This is a genomic window from Streptomyces sp. NPDC057963 (assembly GCF_042887155.1).
Taxonomy (GTDB): domain Bacteria; phylum Actinomycetota; class Actinomycetes; order Streptomycetales; family Streptomycetaceae; genus Streptomyces.
Map to the genome: position 1 here is coordinate 566,531 of NZ_JBHVPX010000005.1, position 20,968 is coordinate 587,498.

Genomic DNA, 20,968 nt, shown 5'->3' on the forward strand with positions numbered 1-20,968 from the left:
TCCTGCGCGGAGGGAAGTCTCCTGCCGCACCGGGCGGCCCCACCGGTGTCCTCCCCGGGTGAACCGCCCGATCTTGTTCCGGACGAGCCGTCGGAACGCAGGGCCTCATTGCTGCCGGTTCGTCCTCCCAGATACCACCACCCTGGACGCCTGCCGCAGGCGGATCGGGTCACGCCGGCAGGCATCGCCCAGGTGCTTCCGTGACCCAGCCGACCCCGCTCATGGGCGCCGTCCCGTGCGTTCGCAGTCTGCGCGGCCCTTCACCAGAGCTTGCTCCCGTCTGCCTGTGGCCCCATCTGCATCTGCGCAGGACGGGTCGGCACGTAGAGGTTCAGGTCAGCGTGATCGGGTTGGTGAGCGCCGCCATGTGCCCCTGTGCGTGGCGGACTTCGATCCGCACGAACGCCGACTCCTCCGCGGTGGTGAACCACTCGGCGACGCCGGCACCGTGGTCGGGAAGTGATGCGCGGTGAACCCTGCCCCGGTCGGTATGGAAGCTGACGGCCGCCGACCGGACGCCGCGTACGTGGACCCGCACAGCGACCTGCTCCCCCCAGGTCTTGAGGTGCTCGCCCACCTCTGCGCTGCGTTCACCTGCCGTGGCAGTGAGCGACAGGTCGACGGTGGCTGATCCAGCGGTCCAACTCCGGCCCGCGCGAATGCCGGCAAGGATCGCCGGGGTGCTCAACTCCTCGGCGAACACAACGGTGTGCGGGATGCCGATCTGGCCCTCCAGATGGGTGTCGCTGTTGCCCATCATCGGCCGCCACCGGCCCGTGCGCGTGTCCGCAGTCAGGCCGCGTCCCCAGTCGGCCAAGGCCGCCTCGTTGTCGGCGTTCCACGGCCGGTCCGACGACCACAGCCCGTTCCACACCTCAACCACGTCAAAGCCCTGGTACGGGTACATGAAATCGCCTGACGGGTAAGGCGCGTGCGGGTGTGCCGCCACACACAGCCCACCGACTCCGTGCACCTCACCCAGATGCCGGTCGATCTGCCCGTCCTGCACCCGATACTCCCAGTCGACCACCTGCCCGGGTCCGATACCGAGAGCGAGCCAATGCCCGGTCTCGGTCGTCACCTCCTCACCAAGGACCACCAGAAGGTCAGAACCGGCGTGGGAAGCCCAAGCACCGTGCGCCTCAGCGGTGTTGTGTTCCGTGGTCGCGATGAAGTCGAGCCCTGCCGCACGCGCGCCGGCCACCAGCTGTTCCGGGGTGAGCTCGCCGTCCGAGTACACAGAATGAACATGGCAGTCGCCGCGATACCAACCACGTCCTCGGCCGACCGCACGCAGGGGCGGAAAGTCCGGCACCGGCATCCTTCTCCTCCGTCTTTGGCCTACCAACCGAACGCACGCAGCTCACACTGCGTTCCCGGGGAGCACGTCTGCTCGTCATTCCCACTGGTCGACGACTTGGCGTCTGTCGACCGGGCAAGAAGCACGGCCACCCGCCCCTTCGTGCCGGATATCGAAGTGCGACGCTGCTCAGTCAGCACCGGGTTGGTACAGCAGAGGTGATCAGGGGTGCTGACTGACATGCTGCTTCAGGTCAGCACCGAGCTGCCGGCCCCATCGAAATGTGCAACTCGGACAGGCACCTGCCAGCCCTCCATGCGGTCGTCGGGGCAGTTTCAGCACTGCCCTCGTAGCGGCCGCCTGCACAACCGTCGCCGCGACATCTGGCGGGCCCGAACATCCTCGGCAGTCCGCACCCAGGAGCCGATCTCAGCCTTGTCCTCACTCCGGTCGATCACATTGCCTGCGCTCGTGGGACGACCTTGCCCCTGGTCTGGTGGACGACGCCCACGCACGGCCTGTATCGCCGTGCGTATGTGTGAGGCGCATACTAAAAAGACCCGGGAGAACGGAGGACGCCATGATCATCCTCGGCGTCATTCTGCTGGTCATCGGTCTGGTGGCCGGCATATCGATCCTGTGGACCATCGGTATCGTGCTCGTCGCGATCGGCATCGTTCTTTGGATCCTGGGTGCCATCGGGCATGCGGTGGGCGGTCGACGGCATTACTGGTAGGGCTGCTTGTTCCAGCTCCCCCGCCCCGTCGATGTGATGTCCAGCGGCGGCTCCGGTCGAGGTGTGCCCGGGTGTCGTGTGTTCGATACAGATGGGAAACCGGCCCCGGAGATCGCTGGCAGGGTCGGTAATTCAGCGTCCCGGATAGGAGCACACATGGCTGTACGTCATCAGCTCATCGCAAGGGAACCGCCCGTGCTCTGGGCGGTTCTGAAGGACGAGAGCCGCTACGCGGACTGGGTGGTGGGGACATCCAACTCCGTTCCGGGCAAGGGGCGCTGGCCGGACGTCGGATCATCGATCAACTACACGGCGCGTGTGGGACCGAAAGAGTTCCACGGACACACGACGGTCCGGCGCCTCGACGCGCCACGTGCACTGGAACTCGAAGCGCACGGGGGGCCGTTGGGTACGGCACGGATCGCCTTCGACATCCGGCCGTGGGGCGACAAGACCCTGGTCATTCTCGACGAGCATCCACTGCGCGGGCTGGGAGGGAGTCTCCACAACACATTTCTCGACGCGTTTGCGCAGATCCGGCACCGCAACATGCTGCGGCGACTTGCGGAAGTCGTCGAAGGAATGCCCCAGGACACGGGGTGAGCGACAGGCCGGGAGGACCGGCCCCAACACGTCGTCTTCCCACCGATACCGGGTGCCCGGAAGATTCGAGGGGGATCGCAGCACCGCTGGTCAGCTGACCGGCCCGGCGACACGGCCCCCAGCACGCCGGCCCCGGCCGCATGGTCAATCCACAGGACCAGCCCGAGGCGTACGCCCACCGACGCCAGTCACAGTCCCGTAGTGGCCGCCATCCCCTTGCCCAGCACTCCCCCAGTGTGCGCAGGTACGAGGACACCGTCCTGCCCACCGGCAGCCCCGTCGACACCCCCAAGACGCCTTGGACTGCGCCTGCGGTCTCCACCTCGCCGGGTTGCGGAAGTGGACGGGAATAGCCGTGGCTTTGGTGAACGACTGGTGGGCCGCCCTCTCCGCCTTCTGGTCCCAAGTCAGGGAACGCCTCAGGTGCGGCGGGAAGGATTCGACGGCCGCGGCGAGAGTGTTGCGGTGGCCAAGACGCTGTGGCTGCGCCCCAGATGTACGCGCATGAGACAGCGGGTGGAGCGCTCGACCGCCAGGTGGCGACGAGAGTGGTGCCCCTGACTGCTACGGCGCACGCCGCGGAAACACAGGGCGTCACGCCCTTGCCCGGCAAGGACTCGCGCGCCGCGACCACAGCCGTGGAACAGCCCTTCGTGCGCCCGGCGGACACCGTGACCGTACGACCGGTACCTGAACCCCGCAGCCATGAGAAGGATGGCTCGTGCACCGTCGTCCGCTGCACCGCCAGAACATCGACCACCACAGCAACCGCCCACCCCGGTTGGTGCGCTTGACACCTCCGCCCAAGGTGCGAGGCGCTCGATACCCATCAGACTTGAATGCATGGCAGAAGAACGTCCGCCGCGCGGCGGGAAATCCTCGACGACAGTCGCGCGGCGAAAGCGACGGCTTCCGAAGCGCGACGGAACGAGTCGGAAGCGCGCGCCGCGCACGTCGAGCTGCGTTTGCGGGACCGCTGCCCTGGTGCAACGTTGCCGCCATCGCAGGCGCTCATGTTCAGGCCGCCGGGTTCTGACATGAGACCGATCACGGGCCTGCTCACGCCCCCGGAGTGCTCTGTGCTCGGCCGGCCCTACTGAACCGGGAACTTGAAGGCGGTGATATCGGCACGAAGGAGTTTGATCCGGGAAGAGGAAAGGCTGCTCGACCGGCTGCATGCTGCACAGGTCGGCCCCGCACCGAGCAATCGAAGGTGACGCACTCATGGATGACACAGCCAAGGTGGCCCTCGCGGCCGCAATAGTGGGCGGCTACGTGCTGGGCCGGACGAAGAAGGGCCGGCTGGCGCTGACCATTGCCACGTATCTGGCAGGGAGACGATTCGGCCTTGAACCCCGACAGCTGGCCGCCGAAGGGATGCGCAGGCTGGGAGAGATTCCCCAGTTCGCCGAGCTGCAGGAGCAGCTGAAAGGGGAGGTCTTCGACGCGGGCCGCAAGGCAGTGGCTGCCGCCGCCGACCGGGGTATGAGTTCGCTGGCCGACGCCCTCAGCGACCGTACGGCCCAGCTCGGTGAGAAGCAGGACGAGGGGGAAGAGGAGTGGGACGAGGAAGAGTACGAGCCGGAAGAGGAGGAGCCGGAGGCCGGGTACGAAGAGGGCCAGGACGAGGAAGAGGAGGAGGAAGAACAGCCGGAAGACGAATACGAGGAGAGGGAAGAAGAAGAGGAAGAGCCGGAAGAGACGCAACCTAAGCGGCGCCGCACTTCTCGCCAGCCAGCCAGGCCCAAAGCGGGTGCAGCACGCAAGAAGGCCGCTCCCCGCGGAGAGAAGTCTCGGACGGCCAAGAAGTCCCCCGCCCGGAAGACGGCTCCACCGAAGAAGACTGCTACGAAGAAGACCGCTCCCGCCAAGAAATCCGCTACCCGGAAGACGACTCCGGCGAAGAAGACGGCTGCGAAGAAAACTGCTCCGGCCAAGAAATCCGCCGCCCGGAAGACCGCTCCGGCGAAGCGAGCAGCGTCCAAGCGTGCCGATCGTCGGAGGTAGCCAGTCATGACCAGGACAGAAACAGACCGGCCCACGGCACAGAAGTCGGGTGCGGACCGGCTACGCGAAGAGGCGTCCAACTTCCTCAGTGCACAGGTGGAACGGCTCGCCGAGAAGGCGGGCGACAAACTGACCGATGTCACTGAGCAGCTCACCGATGTGGCCGAGAGTGGAACGCTTCCCGCGATCGGCGCCCGTATTCTCCAGGGCGAATCCCCACTGAAGGCATTTGTCGGGGAGAAAGCCAAGGGCGTCAAGGACAAAGTCACGGAGAAGGTCAAGGAAGCGTTCGGCGGCGGAAAGGGAAAGCGCAAGTCGAGCGGCGGCAAGGTCATGAACATCATCGAGGTTCTCGATGTGGGAGTGCCCCTGCGTGTCGCGTACGACCACTGGACGCAGTACGACCGGTTCAGCAGCTTCGCGAAGGGCGTTCGCGACGTCTCGAAGAGCGATGAGATGTCCAGCGACTGGAAGGTCAAGGTCGGCCCTTCCTCGCGCAGCTTCAAAGCCACTGTCCAGGAACAGATTCCCGACGACCGCATCGTTTGGACCTCCGAGGGAGCCAAGGGAACCACCCGTGGTGCGGTCAGCTTCCATGAGCTGGCACCCAGCCTGACTCGAATCGTCCTGGTCGTGGAGTACTACCCGTCCGGGTTCTTCGAGAAGACGGGCAACCTGTGGCGCGCCCAAGGGCGCCGAATGCGACTCGACTTCAAGCATTTTCAGCGATACGTCTCCCTCGCCCAGGAGGAGCCCGAGGGCTGGCGCGGTGAAATCCGGGACGGTGAAGTCGTCGTGTCCCATGAAGACGCCATCGAAGAAGAGGACGCAGAGCAGGAGGACGCACACGGCGAGGAGCCCGAGGACGAAGAATACGAGGACGAAGACGAGGACTACGAAGACGAGGACGAGGATTACGAGTCCGAAGGCGAGCCTGAGCCCGAGGACGAAGAAGAGGACGCATACGAGGAAGACGAAGAGGAAGAAGAGGAAGAGGACGCAACTCCCTCCGGGAAGCGAAGGGGACAGAGGCGACGCCGTGACTGACCTCGATTTCAAGCAAGGGCTACCCTGCTTCGGAGCTGCAGGCCAACAGTCCTGAGACCCACCCGTCTTGCCGGGCCGTAAAGGGGTCGTGATCCACCGTAGGACTCTGCGTGGCTTGGGCACCGGTCGGTGCGACGGGGGTGGCCACCTTTCGTACTGCGAGCAACGGGCTGACGGTGCACGAAATCACGCACGCCACACGACCGCGCCCGTGCACCACTCGGTGGATTCCACCACTGCATTCGACAACTGCGGCAGCAACCGCCCCTTCGACAGTTCGGATGGGTCGGCGGGCTCAGGGCTGTCCCGATTCTGGCGTTCCGACAACGCGGCGAGGTGCCGTAGCTGTCGTCGCACACCCGCCAGGGATTACGGGACAGCCCATAGTCAACAGGCAGCAGTGGCGCTACTGCGCTCCGGAGCGCAGTAGCGTGAATGCCGACGTTCCGTCATTCTCGAAACACGCACGGCTACTGATCGCCGTTTGCTTTCGTCATCTGCGTCCAGGGCCTCAGTGGAGGCGATTCCTTCCTTGAGGAATGGCGTGCCCACCGCTCACAGCATTTCTTGTGCGGCAGCGGTGGCGTTATGGAGCCGGCGGGGCTACGGCACACAGGGCAGGAGGCCGTGCCCGGTACTGAAACAACGGTGCGAGCTCCGAGATGCGGTCAGCCCGGGCCGTATATTATGGAATCGCGTCTTCCAATGGTGACGCGGGCATCATGTGGTCTCCGATTCCGGAGCGGGAACATGGCCGTAGGCGAAGAGGACGAGTCAGGGCGCGTCCGGCGTCCGTCCAGCGAGAAGCCCGTCAAGAAGACCGGCAGGAAATCCAGTACTGGACGGGCCGCCAGCCGTACGAGTGATACGAAGCGTGCGGCCCGTCGGGTTTCGGCCCCGCGGGCGATGCGGTATGCGGCCGAGCAGCTCCAGGAGCTTTTGGGGCGAGCACCCGAATCCGTCTCGGCGGTGAAACCGACGGAGGGCGGCTGGCAGGCGGACGTCGAGGTCCTGGAGCTGGAGCGTATCCCCGGCACCACCAGCGTGATGGCGAGCTACCGGGTGACGCTGGACGAGGAAGGCGAACTGCTGGCGTACGAGCGCACCCGCCGCTACACCCGAGCCCAGATCGACCCGCGTGGCTAGGGCCGGAACGCCAGTGCTGCACCGCCTGCCGGACGCACGGAAACGGCCCCGTCCGGAGCCACGTGTGAGCTGCTGAAAGGAGGCACCATGACTATGGTGCCGCAGGGCGGAGGAACCGTTTCCAGGGCCGGCGGAGGAGGGTCCGGGAACCTCTACGACATCCTCGAGCTGATTCTGGACCGTGGCCTGGTGATCGATGTCTTTGTACGCGTGTCCTTGGTGGGCATCGAGATTCTCAAGATCGATGCCCGCATCGTCGTGGCGAGCGTGGATACCTACCTGCGCTTCGCGGAGGCCTGCAACCGCCTCGACCTGGAGGAGGGCCGCAAGGCTCCGTCTCAGCTGACCGATCTGGTCGGCGAGGTGACCGAGGGCGGAGCGCACGGTAAGGCCAAGGGTGCTCTGAGCGGGGCCGCTGACGTACTGACCGATGCTCTGAAGGGAGGACATGACGACGAGGAGGCCGAGCAGCCGGAAAGGAGGCGCAAGGAGCCCGAGGAGAGGCGGGAGCGGCCGCGGCGTCGGCCTGCCGCCCGACGCCGCGAGGAGTGAATCATGGGCATATACGTGTATTCCGTTGTCAGGGCCTCCCATCCGCAGCGCTTGGACGGCCTCCACGGGGTGGGGGAACCGCCTGCGACCCTGCGCACGGTACGTACCAAAATGCTGTCCGCGGTCGTCAGCGACGCGCCCGAGGAGTTGCGTCCCAAACGCCGAGACCTCAGCGCACACCAGGCCGTCCAGGAACAGCTGATGGCCGACGGCACCGTTCTGCCGCTGCAGTTCGGCTTCACCACCACGGACGACGACGCTGTACGAGCGGTCCTGGAGGACGGGGCGGATGAGTTCAGCGAACGCTTGCAGGCGCTGGATGGCTGCGTGGAGTACCACCTGAAGGCCGCCCAGGACGAGGATGCGCTGCTGCGCCAGATCCTTCAGGAGTCCGACGAGGCGCGCGAGCTCAACGAGGAGATCAGAAGCGGACGCAGCAGCCCGGAACTGCCGCTCGCCCTCGGGGAGCTGGTCTCCCGGGAAGTGCAAGCGCGGCAGGATCGGCTCGCCGCCGGAGTCCTCGATGCGCTGCGCGGATTTGCGCGGGAAGAACGCTCGTCGCAGCCGACCGGGAACGACTTCCTGAATGTGTCCTTCCTTGTGGAGCGGGACAATGAGAAGAGCTTCCTCGACGCGGAACAGGACATCGCCAAGGAACTGGGTGAGGACTTCGACCTGCGGCTGGTCGGCCCGCTGCCCGCCTACAGCTTCGTCTAGGGAGTCCTCATGGGACTGCTGACTCAACTCGCGACTCTTCCGCTGGCGCCGGTGCGCGGCGTGGCCTGGGTCATGGAGCGCGTCGTCGAGGCCGCGGAGAACGAGTACTACGACCCAGCACCCGTCGAACGGGAACTCGCCGCACTTGAGCGAGCGCTCGTGGCGGGAGACATCGACGAGGAAACCTTCGACCGGCGCGAGGACGAGTTGTTGGACCGGCTGGACGAGATCAGGGCCCATGTCCAGGGCGTCGACACCTGATCGCGGCAGCCGACGGAGCGGGCGCATTGCCACGCGCTCCCGTCGAGGCTCAAGGCCACCAGGGAATTGAGGTGCAGCGGCCGTGACCGAACCCGTCGCCAGGAGGCTGGGAGACCTTCCGTCCAGGTCCGCCCCGTACGGCCAGGGCTCCTCGGCCAATCTCGCCGACATCCTGGAGCGCGTCCTGGACAAAGGCATCGTCATCGCAGGCGATATCCAGATCAACCTCCTGGACATCGAACTGCTCACCATCAAGCTGCGCCTGCTGGTCGCTTCGGTGGACAAGGCGAAGGAAATGGGCATCGACTGGTGGGAGCACGATCCCTCGCTGTCGTCACGCGCCAGCGACGGCTACCGCTCACTCGCCGAGGAGAACAAACGGCTGCAGGCCGAGATCACGGCATTGCGCGAGGACCGTGAGCTGCCACCGGCCGGGGACGAGGAGAGCCGCGCCGCTGCCCCCCGCCGCACGTCACGCGCCGAACGGGCACGGCCCAGCCCCCGCAGCGAGAGGCGGGACGAGCAATGACCGAGGCCATCACCTATGCGTACGCCGTGGCACGGGACACCGACGGATCGCTGGAGGAAGCCCTGTCCGGGCTCTCCGGGGTAGCGGACACGCCGGTGCATCTAGTGCGTGTAGGGCGCAACGACGATGTGGTGGTCGCCGTGAGCCCGGTACCCGAGCGGGACTTCCAAGAAGCCGCGCTGCGAACGCATCTTGAGGACTTGGACTGGCTGGAGGCCGTTGCCCGCGCCCATCACCGGGTGATCGAGGCGCTGGCCGCCCGCACCGCCGTCCTGCCACTGCGTCTGGCGACGGTATACCTCGACGACGAGCGGGTGCGACTGATGCTCCGGGCACGCCACGAGGCGTTCGCCGGCAGACTGACCGACCTGGCAGCGCAGGTGGAGTGGGGCGTCAAGATCTATGTCGAACCGCCCGCGGCGACCGAGAACCCAACAGACGCACCCACAGACACGGGCCTGAACCCGGACACCGGCGTGAGCCCGGACGCGGGCCTCAGCCCGGACGCGGACCTGAGCCCGGACGCGGGCCTGAGCCCCGGGCGTGCCTACCTCAGCCGGCGCCGAGCACAGCGGCATGCCCGCGAAGACGCCTATCGGGGCGCCGAACAGGCAGCCGAGCGGGTCGAGGCCGCCGCCCGCGTTCATGCGGTTGATCGCGTCCAGCACCGGCCGCAGCAAGGCGAACTCGCCCGCGGGCCGGGAGAGAACGTCATCAACGACGCCTACCTTGTTCCGCTGCAGCATGCCGAAGACTTCCGCGCCGACGTCATGCGGGCCGCAGAAGGACTCCCCGGTGTACGCGTCGAAGTCACCGGGCCGTGGGCCCCGTACTCCTTCGCCACCCCCGCCGAAGCCGAACCTCGGAAGAAGGCCATGCCGTGAGGGCGGCGGACAGGCGGGAGCAGCCGCTGCCTGATCGGCAGATCGCACTGATCGACCTGCTGGACCGGTTGCTCAGCGGAGGTGTGGTCCTCACCGGTGACGTCGTGCTCTCCATCGCCGATATCGACCTCGTACGCATATCGCTGCGCGCACTGATCGTCTCCATCAGCGAAGAGAATCCTTCTCCCTGGCATGCCATCTCAGCACCTGCGGGAGACGACCATGACCGGTGAGGACCGTGCACCCGGGAGCCGCCTCGACGAGATCGCCGAAGCAGCCGCCCGCGCCTTCCGCATGCTGCCCGCAACGCCGCAGGACATCCTGCCCCGGGGCGGCGCGGAGGTGCGAAGGCCGGCCCACCGGGTCACCACAGCCCCGGACACGGTGGAGCGGGACCTGATGAAACTCGTACTCACACTCGTCGAGCTGCTACGACAGCTCATGGAACGCCAGGCCCTTCAGCGGGTCGACGCGGGCGACCTCACCGAGGAACAGGAGGAGCGTCTCGGAGCAACTTTGATGATTCTGCACAGTCGTATGATTGAACTCTGTTCTCGATACGACCTTTCCTTGCAGGATCTCAACTTGGATCTCGGACCTCTCGGAACTCTGCTGCCACCACCCGAATGAGCCCAGGGAGAACGACATGGGTATCGGAAAGAAATCCAAGAACATTGGCAACATCACGGAGGGGAAAACCAAGGAAACGGTCGGGCGGGCCGTGGGTAACGAAAACCTGGAGGGAAAAGGGAGGGCCCAGAAGATGAAAGGCAAAGTGAAGCAGGCGGTGGAGAAGGGCAAGGATATCTTCAGGCACTGAAAGAAAGAAATGCAGATCCTGGCTTCACTCGGCCGGGCCGGCCGCAGCGATGTCTGCGCCGGTAGCTCCCCTCGCATCAGCATTCCGGCCCCACGCGCCGACGTCTGACCGGGGGCCCGACCGCGCCTCGCCGCACGGCCGCCTGTGGGCGCCAGATCATGCTGATCGAAGCAACTCGGACAGGCCGGGGCCTACCGGCCTGCAACACGGTCCTCGAAGCCGTCCCGGCATGCCCGTCGTGGTGGCCCCGCGCACGCCTGGCCCGAGAACGATTCTGTCCCACTACATACGCCTCTGACCTGTGCGTTCCTACGTTACGGCAACACGAGGCCGTCCCCACCAACCGTCCGGAAGTGGTACGCATGGCTGCCTCGGCATCCGCCCTGCCGACCACCCGCTCGCCTCAAGCGCAGGGAATGAGCGGTCGTGCCCCTGATCAGCCCCACCCCATGGGGCACCGCTCAGTTTCTGTCCGGCGGGGTGGCGTCCGGGCTCGGGGCGCCCGTCCGTCGAGAGAAGGGGCGGCGGCGCGGTAGGGCCGCCGTCAGGAGGGTGCCGAGGACCGCGCCCTCGATCCCGACGCCCAACTGGGAGCCCCACAGTGCCCTCGGCATCGACAGCGACAGCAGTCCTCCGACCACGAGTGCGGTGGCCACCGCCCACACCGTGCCCCGGGCTCTGGCCAGCCCGCCCGCCAGCGTCCCCGCGGCCGCCGCCATCGTGATCGGGGTGAGGAAGTACGGGTCCGCCAGCGCGCCCAGGCCCCGCGCCTGCGCCCACCAGGTGTAGGCGGGCGGCAGGAGGGCGGCCGTCAGCGCCGTCATGACCAGCGCCACGAGGAAGGCACGCCGGGCCGGCCGGACCCGGTCCTGCACCATGTACCGGGCCAGCCTGCGCCCGCGTACCGCCCCGACCAGCGGCACCCCCAGCAGCAGGGCCAGCAGGGCGAGCAGCCACCACGGATCGACCAGCTGGGTCATGTACATGTACTGCGTCCACACCGCGGCATGCAGCGGTCCCGGCATCGCGGCCAGCCGCTCGTCCATGAACTGGCCGAACTCGATCTGCCACTGGAGCCCGAAGACGGTGTCCGCCTCGGCGACCACCGCCCCCGCCACCACCAGCCCCGGCCCCGCGACCGTGAGGAACGGCCGACGCGCCAGATCCACCGAACGGGCCCAGCAATCCCCGAGGAACTGGCACCACAGGGTGAACAGCAGCGCCAGTAGTGCCACCGTCAGCCAGCCGGAGAACTGCGAGGAGAAGCGCAGTCCCGGCAGCATCAGATGGTCGACGACGGCACTGGGCGAGAGGGCGAAGCCCGCCAGCACCCCGAGGCCCACCCCCAGCCGGAAGGGCGCCGGCGAGGGCGCTCCTGTCCGGTGGCCCAGCCGGTGCAGTGAGGCGCGGACCACCGTCAGCAGCAGGACCAGCACCACCAGCAGGGTGATCAGCCACGTCGGCCACCAGCCGCTGATGCCGCCGCCCGCCCGGATCTGTGCGGTGACCGAGGCCACCGGATCCCAGGAGGTCGGCAAGCAGAAACCGATGACGAAGGCGAAACCGAAGCCCTGGTGCATCAGCAGCGCCTCGTCCGCCAGGCAGGCCCGGCGCTGCGCGAACGACGGATGGGTGCGGGTGAACCGCGCCCACCAGCCGCGGACCGACCGCCGTGGCCGGCCGCCGGACCCCGCCGAGGCGAGGTCGAAGGCGTGCAGCAGCGGGGCGGAGGTACCCAGCCACTCCACGACCCGGGCGTCCGCCTGGAACTCCCTGGTCCGCAGGATCACCGAACGGGCGACAAGCGCAATCGCGGCGAGAACGGCCGAGTCGAACAGCGCGGCCCCCGAGTACGGGGCGCTTCCTGGCACAAAGACCATCCCGACCAGGTCCCCGAACATCCTGGGGAACAGCATCAGCGCGAAGTAGCAGCGCAGCATCCCGAGGGTGATCAGGGTGATGTCGACATCGCGGTTGCGTAGATGCGCCAGCTCGTGGAGGACGACGGCCCGAAAGGCCGCACGGTCCGCCGCGCCCGCGTCGTGAAGGCGGATCAGGCCACGGCTGAGGATGATGTGGCGGTGGCCGGCACGGCCGAAGGAGACGCCGTTCACCCCGGCGTCGAGGAAGTCCACCAGGAAGGTGACCCCCCGGGCCTGCTCGACGTCCGCGGCCAGGCGGGCGACCTCCGCGTGCAGAGCCGGGAAGCGCTCCGCGTCCAGCGGGCGCACCCCGCGGCGCCGGGCGCGGCGGGCGGAGCGGAACCAGTAGTGCGCGGCGGTGGCCACGGCAAGGATCACGTACGAGACGAGGATGCCCTGGGAGGTGCGGTCGTCGCTCGAGTCGCACGGCTCCTGCCGAGGACCGGCCCTGATGAAGTCGCCTGTCCCGCCGGCCTCCCGCATCGCCTTGCGCACGCAGTCGTTGAGGTCGGTGTCGCCCCGGCCGCCGGCGATGAAGTCGGCGTAGCCGGGGTGCAGGACGGACATGGACGCCAGCACCGCGCAGATCAGCAGGACGAACGCGAGGAGCGTCCCCGAAGGCAGCGGCCGACGCGGTGGCGGCACCGTTTCCAGGTGCAGCTCGCCGCTCGCGGCGGCAGTCATGTGCCGGAACCGGGCCTGTCGGCCGCCCTCAGCTGGTCCCGGACCGCCTCGGCGAGCAGCTCGGAGCGGTCCGGCGGAAGACCGAGGAGTACGGCGGTACGTCCGGCCGCGACCCCCAGTTCGGTGATCCGCTCCTCGGTGAGGGCGGGAGGCCGCTGTCCGGCATCGGGCGCGGCCGGGTCCTCGCCGCGACCGCGGGTCAGCAGGCGGCGGAGCCGGGCCACCAGACCGCTGCCGACCGTCTCGCCCATCATCTTGACCACCTCGGTGGCGACCCCACAGGCGATGCTGGTGACGACGAGTTCGGCGGCACCGCCGAAGGCCAGCGGATCGTCCCTGCGGCGCCGCCGGGCCCGCCGGCCGGGGTGCTTCGGCAGGCTCGCCACGGTCTCGTCGAAATAGGGCAGCTCCTCGGGGGCGATCCGCGCCACGATGGCCCGCCCCAGTGCGAGGTCCGCGGCCTCGGGCTGTTCCACGTCTGTCTCCTTCTCGGCGGGACATCGAAGGAGCAGCACCATAACGCACAACTGCCTTGTGCGTAGGACTACTTCAGAGCGCATTCGCACTGGCCCCACTGCGGCTGATACGGCAACGGGCGCGAGCACGCACGACAGCCAGGCCCTGCTCCCGCTCATGAAGGGCATACCGCCGATCCGTTCCCGCCGCGGACACCGACGACGCACGTCGGCAGAACTCCACGCCGGCAAAGGCTACGACTACTCCCACCTGCGGCAATGGTTGCGCGAGCGCGGCATCACCCACCGCACCGCCCGCAGGGCATCGAGACCTCCGCGCTCGGCGACGGGTCCGGCACGCCGGGGACCGTCGCAGCCGTCCGGGAGATCGGTGAACGGCAGGGGTGGCGGCCGGGGTGGCGGCCGGGACGCGGGCCGGAATGCGGTGCTACGCGGAACATGCCTCCACGGAGGCGGCCGGCCGGCGGTCACGTGGCGGTGCGGACGCGGCCGCCTTCTTCGGGCATCCGCCGCGGTGGAGCATCGCACGAGCCCCGTGACCGGCGGCCCGGCCCCCGTCTGGACCTCCCGGACTGCGCGCACGGTGCGGTCGCGAGGCCGGAGGCCGAGCCCAGTGGCGGCGGACCGCGGGCCCGTACGGTCTTCCTCGGTGGCCTGTGAGCCCTCGGTGAGCGACACAGGAATGGCCCCGTCCGCGTCGGGCTGTCCCCTGTATCCAGCAGAGCCACACCCTTCCCTCACCGGAATGCGCCTCTGCTGGAGCGGTCGGATCGCGATCCGGCACGATCCCTGGGAGCGTGAGCACGAGAGCGGCACGGCCGGCCGCTGCCCGCCCGGCCGGAACCGGTCCGGGTCTGCGTTGCCGCCGTTGTGCGCCTCACGGTCGCACCGTTGTCTTCGGCGCTGCGGAAACGAGGCGACATGCACGAATCCGATCAACCGTTCCGGCCGGTCCGCAGACGGGAGCGCTACCTGCCGCTGGAGGACCTGGGCCTCATCGGGGACGGCACGACCGCCGCGCTGGTCGGTCTGGACGGCTCCATCGTGTGGATGTGCCTTCCTCGGTTCGATGCCGAACCCCTGTTCTGCGGCTTGCTCGATCACACACGCGGAGGGCATTTCACCCTGGCCCCGGAGGACGCGGTGGAGGCGCGACAGCGCTATGAACCGGACACCGGCGTACTGACGACCGAGTTGCGCAGCCCCACCGGCCTGGTACGCGTCACCGATGCGCTGGCCCTGCGTTCCGGCGCCGACCTCACCGATGACGCACCGGCAGATCGGTCCGAACTCGTGCGTTCGGCAGTGGTGCTGGACGGAAACGTCCGCCTGCGAGCGGACCTGGAGCCCCGCGGCGGTGCGCAGGCCCAGGCATTGTTCAGCGGACTGGAAGTGCGACCGTCCCGGCAGCCGGAACTGCGGCTGCACCTACGGTCCAACCGCCCTCTGACCGGCCTGCACAACACCTATGACCTGCGGCAGGGCGACCGCCTCGACCTCGTGCTGTCCTGGGGCCGCTTCCACCGTCACCACCGGTTCGACACCGACGCCATGCTGCGGGGAACCGCCGATGCCTGGCGCCGCTGGATGAAGCACTTCGACTACGGCGGTCCCGAGGAATCCCTGGTCAGACGCGCCGCGATCACACTGAAACTGTGCGACGACTGGGCCAATGGCTCGCTGGTCGCGGCCCCCACCTCCTCCCTGCCCGCACCGATCGGCGGGATCCGCAATTGGGACTACCGCTACACCTGGATCCGCGACGCGGCCTTCGCCGTGTTCGCTCTGCGCCGCATCGGCTTCCGTGGGGAGGCCGATGCCTTCCTCGGCTGGGTTCTCGACGCCTTCGAGTACAGCCGACGGCCCCTGATCATGTACGGCCTCCAGGGCAGTCCGGTGCCGGACGAGGTCGAGGACGGCGAGCTGGAAGGCTACCGGCGCTCCGCCCCGGTGCGCTGGGGCAACGGCGCGGCCGACCAGCGCCAGCACGACGTCTACGGTGAGATTCTGGACTGCGCCGACCAGTGGCTGCGCTCCGGCGGTGAGATCCAGCCCGCGCTGTGGGCCAGCCTGGCCGGTCTGGCCGACGCCGCGGAGCGGGCCTGGCTCCAGCCGGACCAGGGAATCTGGGAAGTGCGCAGCGAGGCCCGGGTGTTCACGTACTCGGCCGGGCTGTGCCACGTGGCCCTGGACCGGGCCGCGCAGATCGGTGAGCGGCTTGGCCTGCCCAGAGGGATCGCCCGTTGGCGCGCCTCGGCCGACCAGCTGCGCCGACTCGTCCTGGAGCAGTCCTGGGACGAGGACGCGCAGACCCTCAGCGCACATCTGGACGGCGGCGGCATTCTGGACGCGAGCCTGCTCGCGCTCCCGCTGCGCCAGGTGGTGCCGGCTGATCACCCGCGGATGGTGGCGACCACCAGAGCCATCGTCGAGCGTCTGTCAGCAGGTGGCGGGCTGCTCTACCGCTACCTGCACGAGGAGACCTCCGACGGCCTGCCCGGCGACGAGGGCGCCTTCGTCCTGTGCAGTTTCTGGCTGGTCGACAACCTGATCGGTCAGGGCCGGATCGAGGAGGCCGAAGAACTGTATGCCTCGTTGTGCGCCCGGGCGAGTCCGCTGGGGCTGCTGTCGGAGCAGATCAACCCGTCCACAGGAGAGTTCATGGGCAACTTCCCTCAGGCGTTCAGCCACATCGGGGTCATCGCCAGTGGCGTGAACCTCACCCGCGCGAAGGCAGGCGCGCAAGGATGATCAACCGGCTGGCGATTTTCGGCGCGACAGGAGACCTCACCGCCCGTTATCTGCTGCCGGCGTTGGCCGCCCTGCAGGCCGCAGGGCATCTCGGCAACCAGATGCAGGTGATGGGCGCAAGCAGGGAGGACTGGGACACCGAGCGGTACCGGGAGTGGATCGCTGCCCAGCTCGACCGTCACGGCGGACCCTGTCCGTCCGGTGCCAAGGAGGCGATCACGGCCTCGGCCCGCTATCTGCGCGCCGATGTCACCGACCCCGACGACGTCGCCGCGGCCATCGCCGGCGACGGACCCGTCGCCGTCTACCTCGCACTCCCCCCGGCGCTCTTCCCCGGCGTGGTCACCGCACTGCGCGAGGCGGGCCTGCCCACCGGGAGCCGGATCGTGCTGGAGAAGCCGTTCGGCGAGGACCTGGCCGGCGCGCAGGAACTGAACCGGCTGCTCGCCGGCCTCGTGCAGGAGCAGGCGGTGTTCCGAGTCGATCACTTCCTGGCCATGACGACCGTCCAGAACGTACTCGGCAGCCGCCTGGCCAATCGCGTGCTGCAACCCATCTGGAACAGCACCCACATCGCCGAAGTGGAGATCATTTGGGACGAGACTCTCGCGCTGGAAGGCAGGGCCGGCTATTACGACCGCGTCGGGGCGCTCAAGGACATGCTCCAGAGCCACCTCCTGCAATTGCTCTGCCTGGTGGCCATGGAACCGCCGATCACCCTCGGCGAGCGGGACCTGCGCGACCGGAAGGTCGACGTACTGCGCTCCGTGCGGTTCCTGACCGAGCACGACGTCGTGCGTCGCACGCGCCGCGCGCGCTATCTGCCCGGCAGGATCGGTGACCGCAACATCCCCGCCTACGTCGACGAGGAAGGCGTGAACCCGCAGCGCCGTACCGAGACCTTCGCCGAGGTGGAACTGGAACTGGACAGCCGGCGCTGGGCCGGAACAACATTCCGGCTCCGCAGCGGCAAAGCGCTCAAGGAGGACCGCAAGGAGGTCGCGGTGCGCTTGCGTTCCGTACCTCACCTGCCCTTCGGCCACAGCGGAGAGGCCCTGCCCAACGTCCTTCGCTTCGCGCTCGAACCGGAAGGGCTGACCCTGGATCTGACGGGCATCGGTGCCCACGCCCACGAGTTCGTTCCGCTCACGCTGACCGCCCGGACGGAACCCCAGGGCCTGCCCGCCTACGGCCGGCTCCTGCTGGATGTCCTGACGGGGAATCCCGCCCTGTCCATCCGCGGCGACGAGGCCGAGGAGGCGTGGCGGGTCGTCGAGCCCGTACTCTCCGCCTGGGAGAGGGACCTCGTTCCGCTGGAGGAGTACCCGGCCGGCTCGCAGGGCCCGCCCCCGCGCCGGGGGTACGGAGACGGCCGACGGCGGCGGGAAGACGTGCCCGACGATCAGGCGGCCACGCCGGACGGCACCTGACGGCCACCCCGGTCCACCCGGCGCGCACCGGCCGCTTCGCGCCGATACCGCCGCCCGGCTCGACGACAACCGTGCCGAGCCCCTCGCACCGGACGCGCGGGGAGCCACGCTCGACTCGGGGCCGACACCCGACCTGATCGCCGGGACCGCCATGAAACTGCTGCCACGTCAAGAGAAACCATGAGCACCCCCACTGCGGCAACGGTCGGCCTCGGCGCCGCGGACCTGGCAGACCCGACCTGGGTGGGAACGTGAAGGCCCCGCACCAGGCCGTGCAAGGACCCGGTGCGCCCGCCGCCGTGACACTGCCACGGGACGCACCCGGGGCGGGAGAGGAGGTGAGGCACCGCGCCGGACCGGCCCACGGCCCGGAGGCACGACAGAGCACCTCCGTGACCGGGAGGGCAGTCCCGGAGGGACGTACCGCCAGGTGAGGTCCACCGCGACACCCATTGGGGCATATGACGGTCTGTCATCGAGGCCGCTGCGTACAGTGACTGCTACTTGTGCAGGCATGAAACGAAGGAAGCACTCACCGTCGCCCTGTCGACGCGCGCCGCGCGCGCGGACTGCGCGACTCGCCGCGGCGGCACTGGCGCTCGTCGTCGGCACCGGAGCGCCGCTGGCGCTGGACGTCGGCGCCCAGGCCCAGCCTCGTGCGGCAGGGACTCCCCTGGTCAATGAGACGTTCACGCAGGCCACGGCCCCGGAGTTCACCGGTGTGGGGTCGGCCTGCCTCACCGGCGCCCCGGCCGCCGCCGCACCGGGTCCGGGGGACCACCCGCTGGGCGGTTGTCCGGAGGGGGTCGGGCCGGTGCCGCCCCCCAACGGGGCGCCGCACGGTTACCTGCGGCTGACGGACTCCTCGAACGACCAGTCGGGGGCCGTTCTCTACAATCACGCGCTGCCCGCCAACGAGGGCCTCGACGTCACGTTCGACCAGTGGCAGTACGGAAGTACGACCCCGGCCACCCCCGCCGACGGCATCTCGTTCTTCCTGGTGAACGGTGACGGCGCGCTGACCCACCCGGGCGCCTTCGGCGGCAGCCTCGGGTACGCGCAGAAGCTCCCCGACGACGACCCCACCGCCACGTTCCTGCCCGGTGTGGACCGTGGCTACCTGGGCGTGGGGCTCGACGTCCTCGGGAACTACTTCGGAGACTGGGAGCACCGCGGGAACGGCTGCGCCAACCGCTCGCCCGCAGGGACGGGGTTCCGCATTCCCGCTCCCGGGGCCAACATGGTCACGGTGCGCGGTCCCGGCGACGGGATCGAGGGCTACTGCTTCCTGACCGCCACCACCAGCAATTTCACCACCACCGGGCCCTGGCCGTCGACGCTTCCCGGAAACCTGCAGGGACCGCTGACCACGCTGCCGCCGGGAGCCACCCCCGCCGAGGCCGAGGCACTGCTCGAACCGTCGCGCCGCCGGGTCCACGTGCAGCTCACCCCGGCCCCCGACCCGGTGCTCACCGTGTCGGTCGACTTCAACGACGGTACCGGTTCCCACCAGGTGCTCAGCACCCCCGCTCCGCAACCGGTGCCCCCCACCTACAAGTTCGGATTCGCCGCCTCCACGGGCCTGTTCACCGATGTCCACCTCATCCGCAACGTGGTCGTCACCAGTGCCCAGCCGCTGCCCCGGTTGAACCTCGTCAAGCAGGTCAGGCAGCCGCTCCCCGGTGACCTGGTGGCCGGGTCGAAGGTGCCGTACGACTTCGTGGTCACCAACTCGGGCCCGACGGACATCACCGGCCTCGCCGTCACCGACCCGAAGATCGGCCCGGTGACCTGTCCCACGACGACGCTGCCGAGCGGTCGGACGGTCACCTGCACCGCCACCTATACAGTCACGGCCGCCGATGTGGCGCACGGTTCCATCGACAACACGGCGATCGCGACGGGCACGTCGAACGGCGAGACGGTCACGTCGCCGCCGTCGTCGCAGAGCGTGCCGATCGAACAGCCGCCCGGTCTCGTCGTGGAGAAGAAGGCCGAGACGCCCGGCCCCTACTCCGTCGGGCAGACGGTCACCTTCTCCTACACCGTCCGCAACACGGGCGGGGTGGAGCTGACCGATGTCGCGGTGAACGACGACCATGTCACCGGCATCACCTGCCGATCGACCACATTGGCCCCGTCGGAGAGTCCGGGCGACAGCACCACGTGCACCGGCACGTACACGATCACCGCGGCTGACGGTACGGCCGGTTCCGTCACCAACACCGCCACGGCGACCGGTAGGGCGGACGGCGAGACCGTCACCTCTCCGGAGACCCAGCTGACGCTGCCGGTCGGGGCCCCGCACATCACCCTCAAGAAGCAGGTCGTCACGCCCGGTCCGTACACCGTCGGGAAGAAGGTGCAGTACTCCTACACCGTCACCAACACGGGCAGCACAACGTTGCACAACGTGCTGGTCAGCGACGACCGCGTCACCCATGTCACCTGCGACGCGACCACGCTGGCGCCGGGTGCCAGTACCACCTGCCACGGTACGTACACCATCACTCAGGCCGACGCCAACGCCTGCAACAAGACCAGGGCCGGCGGAGGTGACGGCAAGCTCTGCCCCGTCACCAACGTGGCGGTGGCGGCGGGAACCGACCCGCAAGGGAACCAGATCGCCAGCAAGCCTGCCGAGGTCACCATCGACATCAGCAAGCCGCGGCCCCCCAAGCCCCCGCACCACAAGCCTCCGCACCACAAGAAGCCGCACCACAAGAAGCCCGCGCACAAGAGGTCCCCGAGCGAGGAGGGATCCATCAGCCAGGGCCATGCCTGACAGCAAGCAGGAAGCCCGATGGCCCGGTAGGTCCGGTAGGTCCGAGGGCCGGCGGAATCCTGTCCCGTAGGCCGTTCACCTCGCACCCCGCCCGGAATGTCCGGAGCGGGGCGCGAGGCGCGTCCCCGGCCCACGGACCTGACGGCCTGCGGCACGGTCCTCGAAGCAGTCTCGGCATGCCGGTCATGGTGGCCCCGCGCACACCCGGACCGAGAACGATGGCGTCCCACCACATACGCCTCTGACCTGCGCGTTCCTACGGTGTGGCGACACGAAACCGTCCCCGCCAACCGTCCGGAAGTGGTACTCATGGCTGCC

At 68.5% G+C, this 20,968-nt stretch carries 19 protein-coding genes and 1 pseudogene; 17 read left to right on the plus strand and 3 right to left on the minus strand.

All coding sequences use genetic code 11. The annotated features are described in order from the left end of the window. Positions 1–331 precede the first annotated feature (331 nt). Positions 332–1,321, minus strand: a complete 990-nt coding sequence (locus ACFVT1_RS15515) for a CehA/McbA family metallohydrolase (RefSeq protein WP_389795420.1) — start codon at positions 1,319–1,321, stop codon at positions 332–334. Positions 1,322–1,880: 559 nt separating this feature from the next. Here ACFVT1_RS15515 and ACFVT1_RS15520 point away from each other — a divergent pair. The 13 genes from ACFVT1_RS15520 to ACFVT1_RS15580 all read left to right on the plus strand — a co-directional run bounded on the left by ACFVT1_RS15520 (position 1,881) and on the right by ACFVT1_RS15580 (position 10,602). After that, on the plus strand, positions 1,881–2,036 hold the full coding sequence (locus ACFVT1_RS15520; RefSeq protein WP_362198160.1) for a DUF6131 family protein: 156 nt from the start codon (positions 1,881–1,883) through the stop codon (positions 2,034–2,036). A gap of 156 nt (positions 2,037–2,192) precedes the next feature. Next, positions 2,193–2,639, plus strand: coding sequence for an SRPBCC family protein (locus ACFVT1_RS15525; protein ID WP_389795422.1), 447 nt, complete (start codon positions 2,193–2,195; stop codon positions 2,637–2,639). A gap of 1,224 nt (positions 2,640–3,863) precedes the next feature. Continuing rightward, on the plus strand, positions 3,864–4,646 hold the full coding sequence (locus ACFVT1_RS15530) for a histone protein (protein ID WP_389795424.1): 783 nt from the start codon (positions 3,864–3,866) through the stop codon (positions 4,644–4,646). A 6-nt stretch (positions 4,647–4,652) separates the two neighbouring features. Beyond that, entirely contained in the window at positions 4,653–5,693 is a 1,041-nt protein-coding gene (locus ACFVT1_RS15535; protein ID WP_389795425.1) for an SRPBCC family protein, read from the plus strand. Between the two features lie 750 nt (positions 5,694–6,443). After that, a complete protein-coding gene (locus ACFVT1_RS15540; protein WP_389795427.1) occupies positions 6,444–6,839 on the plus strand; it encodes a gas vesicle protein in 396 nt (131 codons plus the stop codon). Positions 6,840–6,926: 87 nt separating this feature from the next. Further along, positions 6,927–7,391 (plus strand): gas vesicle structural protein GvpA, encoded by a 465-nt coding sequence (locus ACFVT1_RS15545; RefSeq protein WP_389795429.1) that lies wholly within the window; start codon positions 6,927–6,929, stop codon positions 7,389–7,391. Between the two features lie 3 nt (positions 7,392–7,394). Continuing rightward, on the plus strand, positions 7,395–8,108 hold the full coding sequence (locus ACFVT1_RS15550; RefSeq protein ID WP_389795431.1) for a GvpL/GvpF family gas vesicle protein: 714 nt from the start codon (positions 7,395–7,397) through the stop codon (positions 8,106–8,108). A gap of 9 nt (positions 8,109–8,117) precedes the next feature. Then, positions 8,118–8,369, plus strand: coding sequence for a gas vesicle protein GvpG (locus tag ACFVT1_RS15555; RefSeq protein ID WP_259930026.1), 252 nt, complete (start codon positions 8,118–8,120; stop codon positions 8,367–8,369). 82 nt (positions 8,370–8,451) lie between these two features. Continuing rightward, positions 8,452–8,898 (plus strand): gas vesicle protein, encoded by a 447-nt coding sequence (locus ACFVT1_RS15560; RefSeq protein WP_389795433.1) that lies wholly within the window; start codon positions 8,452–8,454, stop codon positions 8,896–8,898. Beyond that, positions 8,895–9,782, plus strand: a complete 888-nt coding sequence (locus ACFVT1_RS15565; protein ID WP_389795435.1) for a GvpL/GvpF family gas vesicle protein — start codon at positions 8,895–8,897, stop codon at positions 9,780–9,782. Before ACFVT1_RS15560 ends, ACFVT1_RS15565 begins: the two co-directional genes overlap by 4 nt. Beyond that, positions 9,779–10,015, plus strand: a complete 237-nt coding sequence (locus ACFVT1_RS15570) for a gas vesicle protein (protein WP_389795437.1) — start codon at positions 9,779–9,781, stop codon at positions 10,013–10,015. Before ACFVT1_RS15565 ends, ACFVT1_RS15570 begins: the two co-directional genes overlap by 4 nt. Continuing rightward, positions 10,005–10,412, plus strand: coding sequence for a gas vesicle protein K (locus ACFVT1_RS15575; RefSeq protein WP_389795439.1), 408 nt, complete (start codon positions 10,005–10,007; stop codon positions 10,410–10,412). The genes ACFVT1_RS15570 and ACFVT1_RS15575 overlap by 11 nt, the downstream gene beginning before the upstream one ends. 16 nt (positions 10,413–10,428) lie before the next feature. Beyond that, on the plus strand, positions 10,429–10,602 hold the full coding sequence (locus ACFVT1_RS15580; RefSeq protein WP_389795441.1) for a CsbD family protein: 174 nt from the start codon (positions 10,429–10,431) through the stop codon (positions 10,600–10,602). A 461-nt stretch (positions 10,603–11,063) separates the two neighbouring features. On the opposite strand, the gene ACFVT1_RS15585 is transcribed toward ACFVT1_RS15580, so the two are convergent. Together ACFVT1_RS15585 and ACFVT1_RS15590 are read right to left on the minus strand one after the other, a co-directional pair. After that, positions 11,064–13,208: a M48 family metallopeptidase gene (locus tag ACFVT1_RS15585; protein WP_389795443.1), complete on the minus strand. Its 2,145-nt coding sequence runs from the start codon at positions 13,206–13,208 to the stop codon at positions 11,064–11,066. Further along, on the minus strand, positions 13,205–13,684 hold the full coding sequence (locus tag ACFVT1_RS15590; RefSeq protein ID WP_389795444.1) for a hypothetical protein: 480 nt from the start codon (positions 13,682–13,684) through the stop codon (positions 13,205–13,207). Before ACFVT1_RS15590 ends, ACFVT1_RS15585 begins: the two co-directional genes overlap by 4 nt. Before the next feature lie 115 nt (positions 13,685–13,799). On the opposite strand from ACFVT1_RS15590, the pseudogene ACFVT1_RS15595 reads away from it, so the two are divergent. From ACFVT1_RS15595 to ACFVT1_RS15610, 4 genes and pseudogenes are all read left to right on the plus strand, one after another. Continuing rightward, positions 13,800–13,985, plus strand: a pseudogene (locus ACFVT1_RS15595) (IS5/IS1182 family transposase); the annotation flags it as partial. A gap of 620 nt (positions 13,986–14,605) precedes the next feature. Then, a complete protein-coding gene (locus ACFVT1_RS15600) occupies positions 14,606–16,435 on the plus strand; it encodes a glycoside hydrolase family 15 protein (RefSeq protein WP_389795445.1) in 1,830 nt (609 codons plus the stop codon). Next, positions 16,432–17,865 carry a glucose-6-phosphate dehydrogenase gene (locus ACFVT1_RS15605; protein WP_389795447.1) on the plus strand — a complete coding sequence of 478 codons (1,434 nt, stop codon included), beginning with the start codon at positions 16,432–16,434 and terminating at the stop codon, positions 17,863–17,865. The genes ACFVT1_RS15600 and ACFVT1_RS15605 overlap by 4 nt, the downstream gene beginning before the upstream one ends. A 514-nt stretch (positions 17,866–18,379) precedes the next feature. Next, on the plus strand, positions 18,380–20,650 hold the full coding sequence (locus ACFVT1_RS15610) for a hypothetical protein (RefSeq protein WP_389795449.1): 2,271 nt from the start codon (positions 18,380–18,382) through the stop codon (positions 20,648–20,650). Positions 20,651–20,968 lie beyond the last annotated feature (318 nt).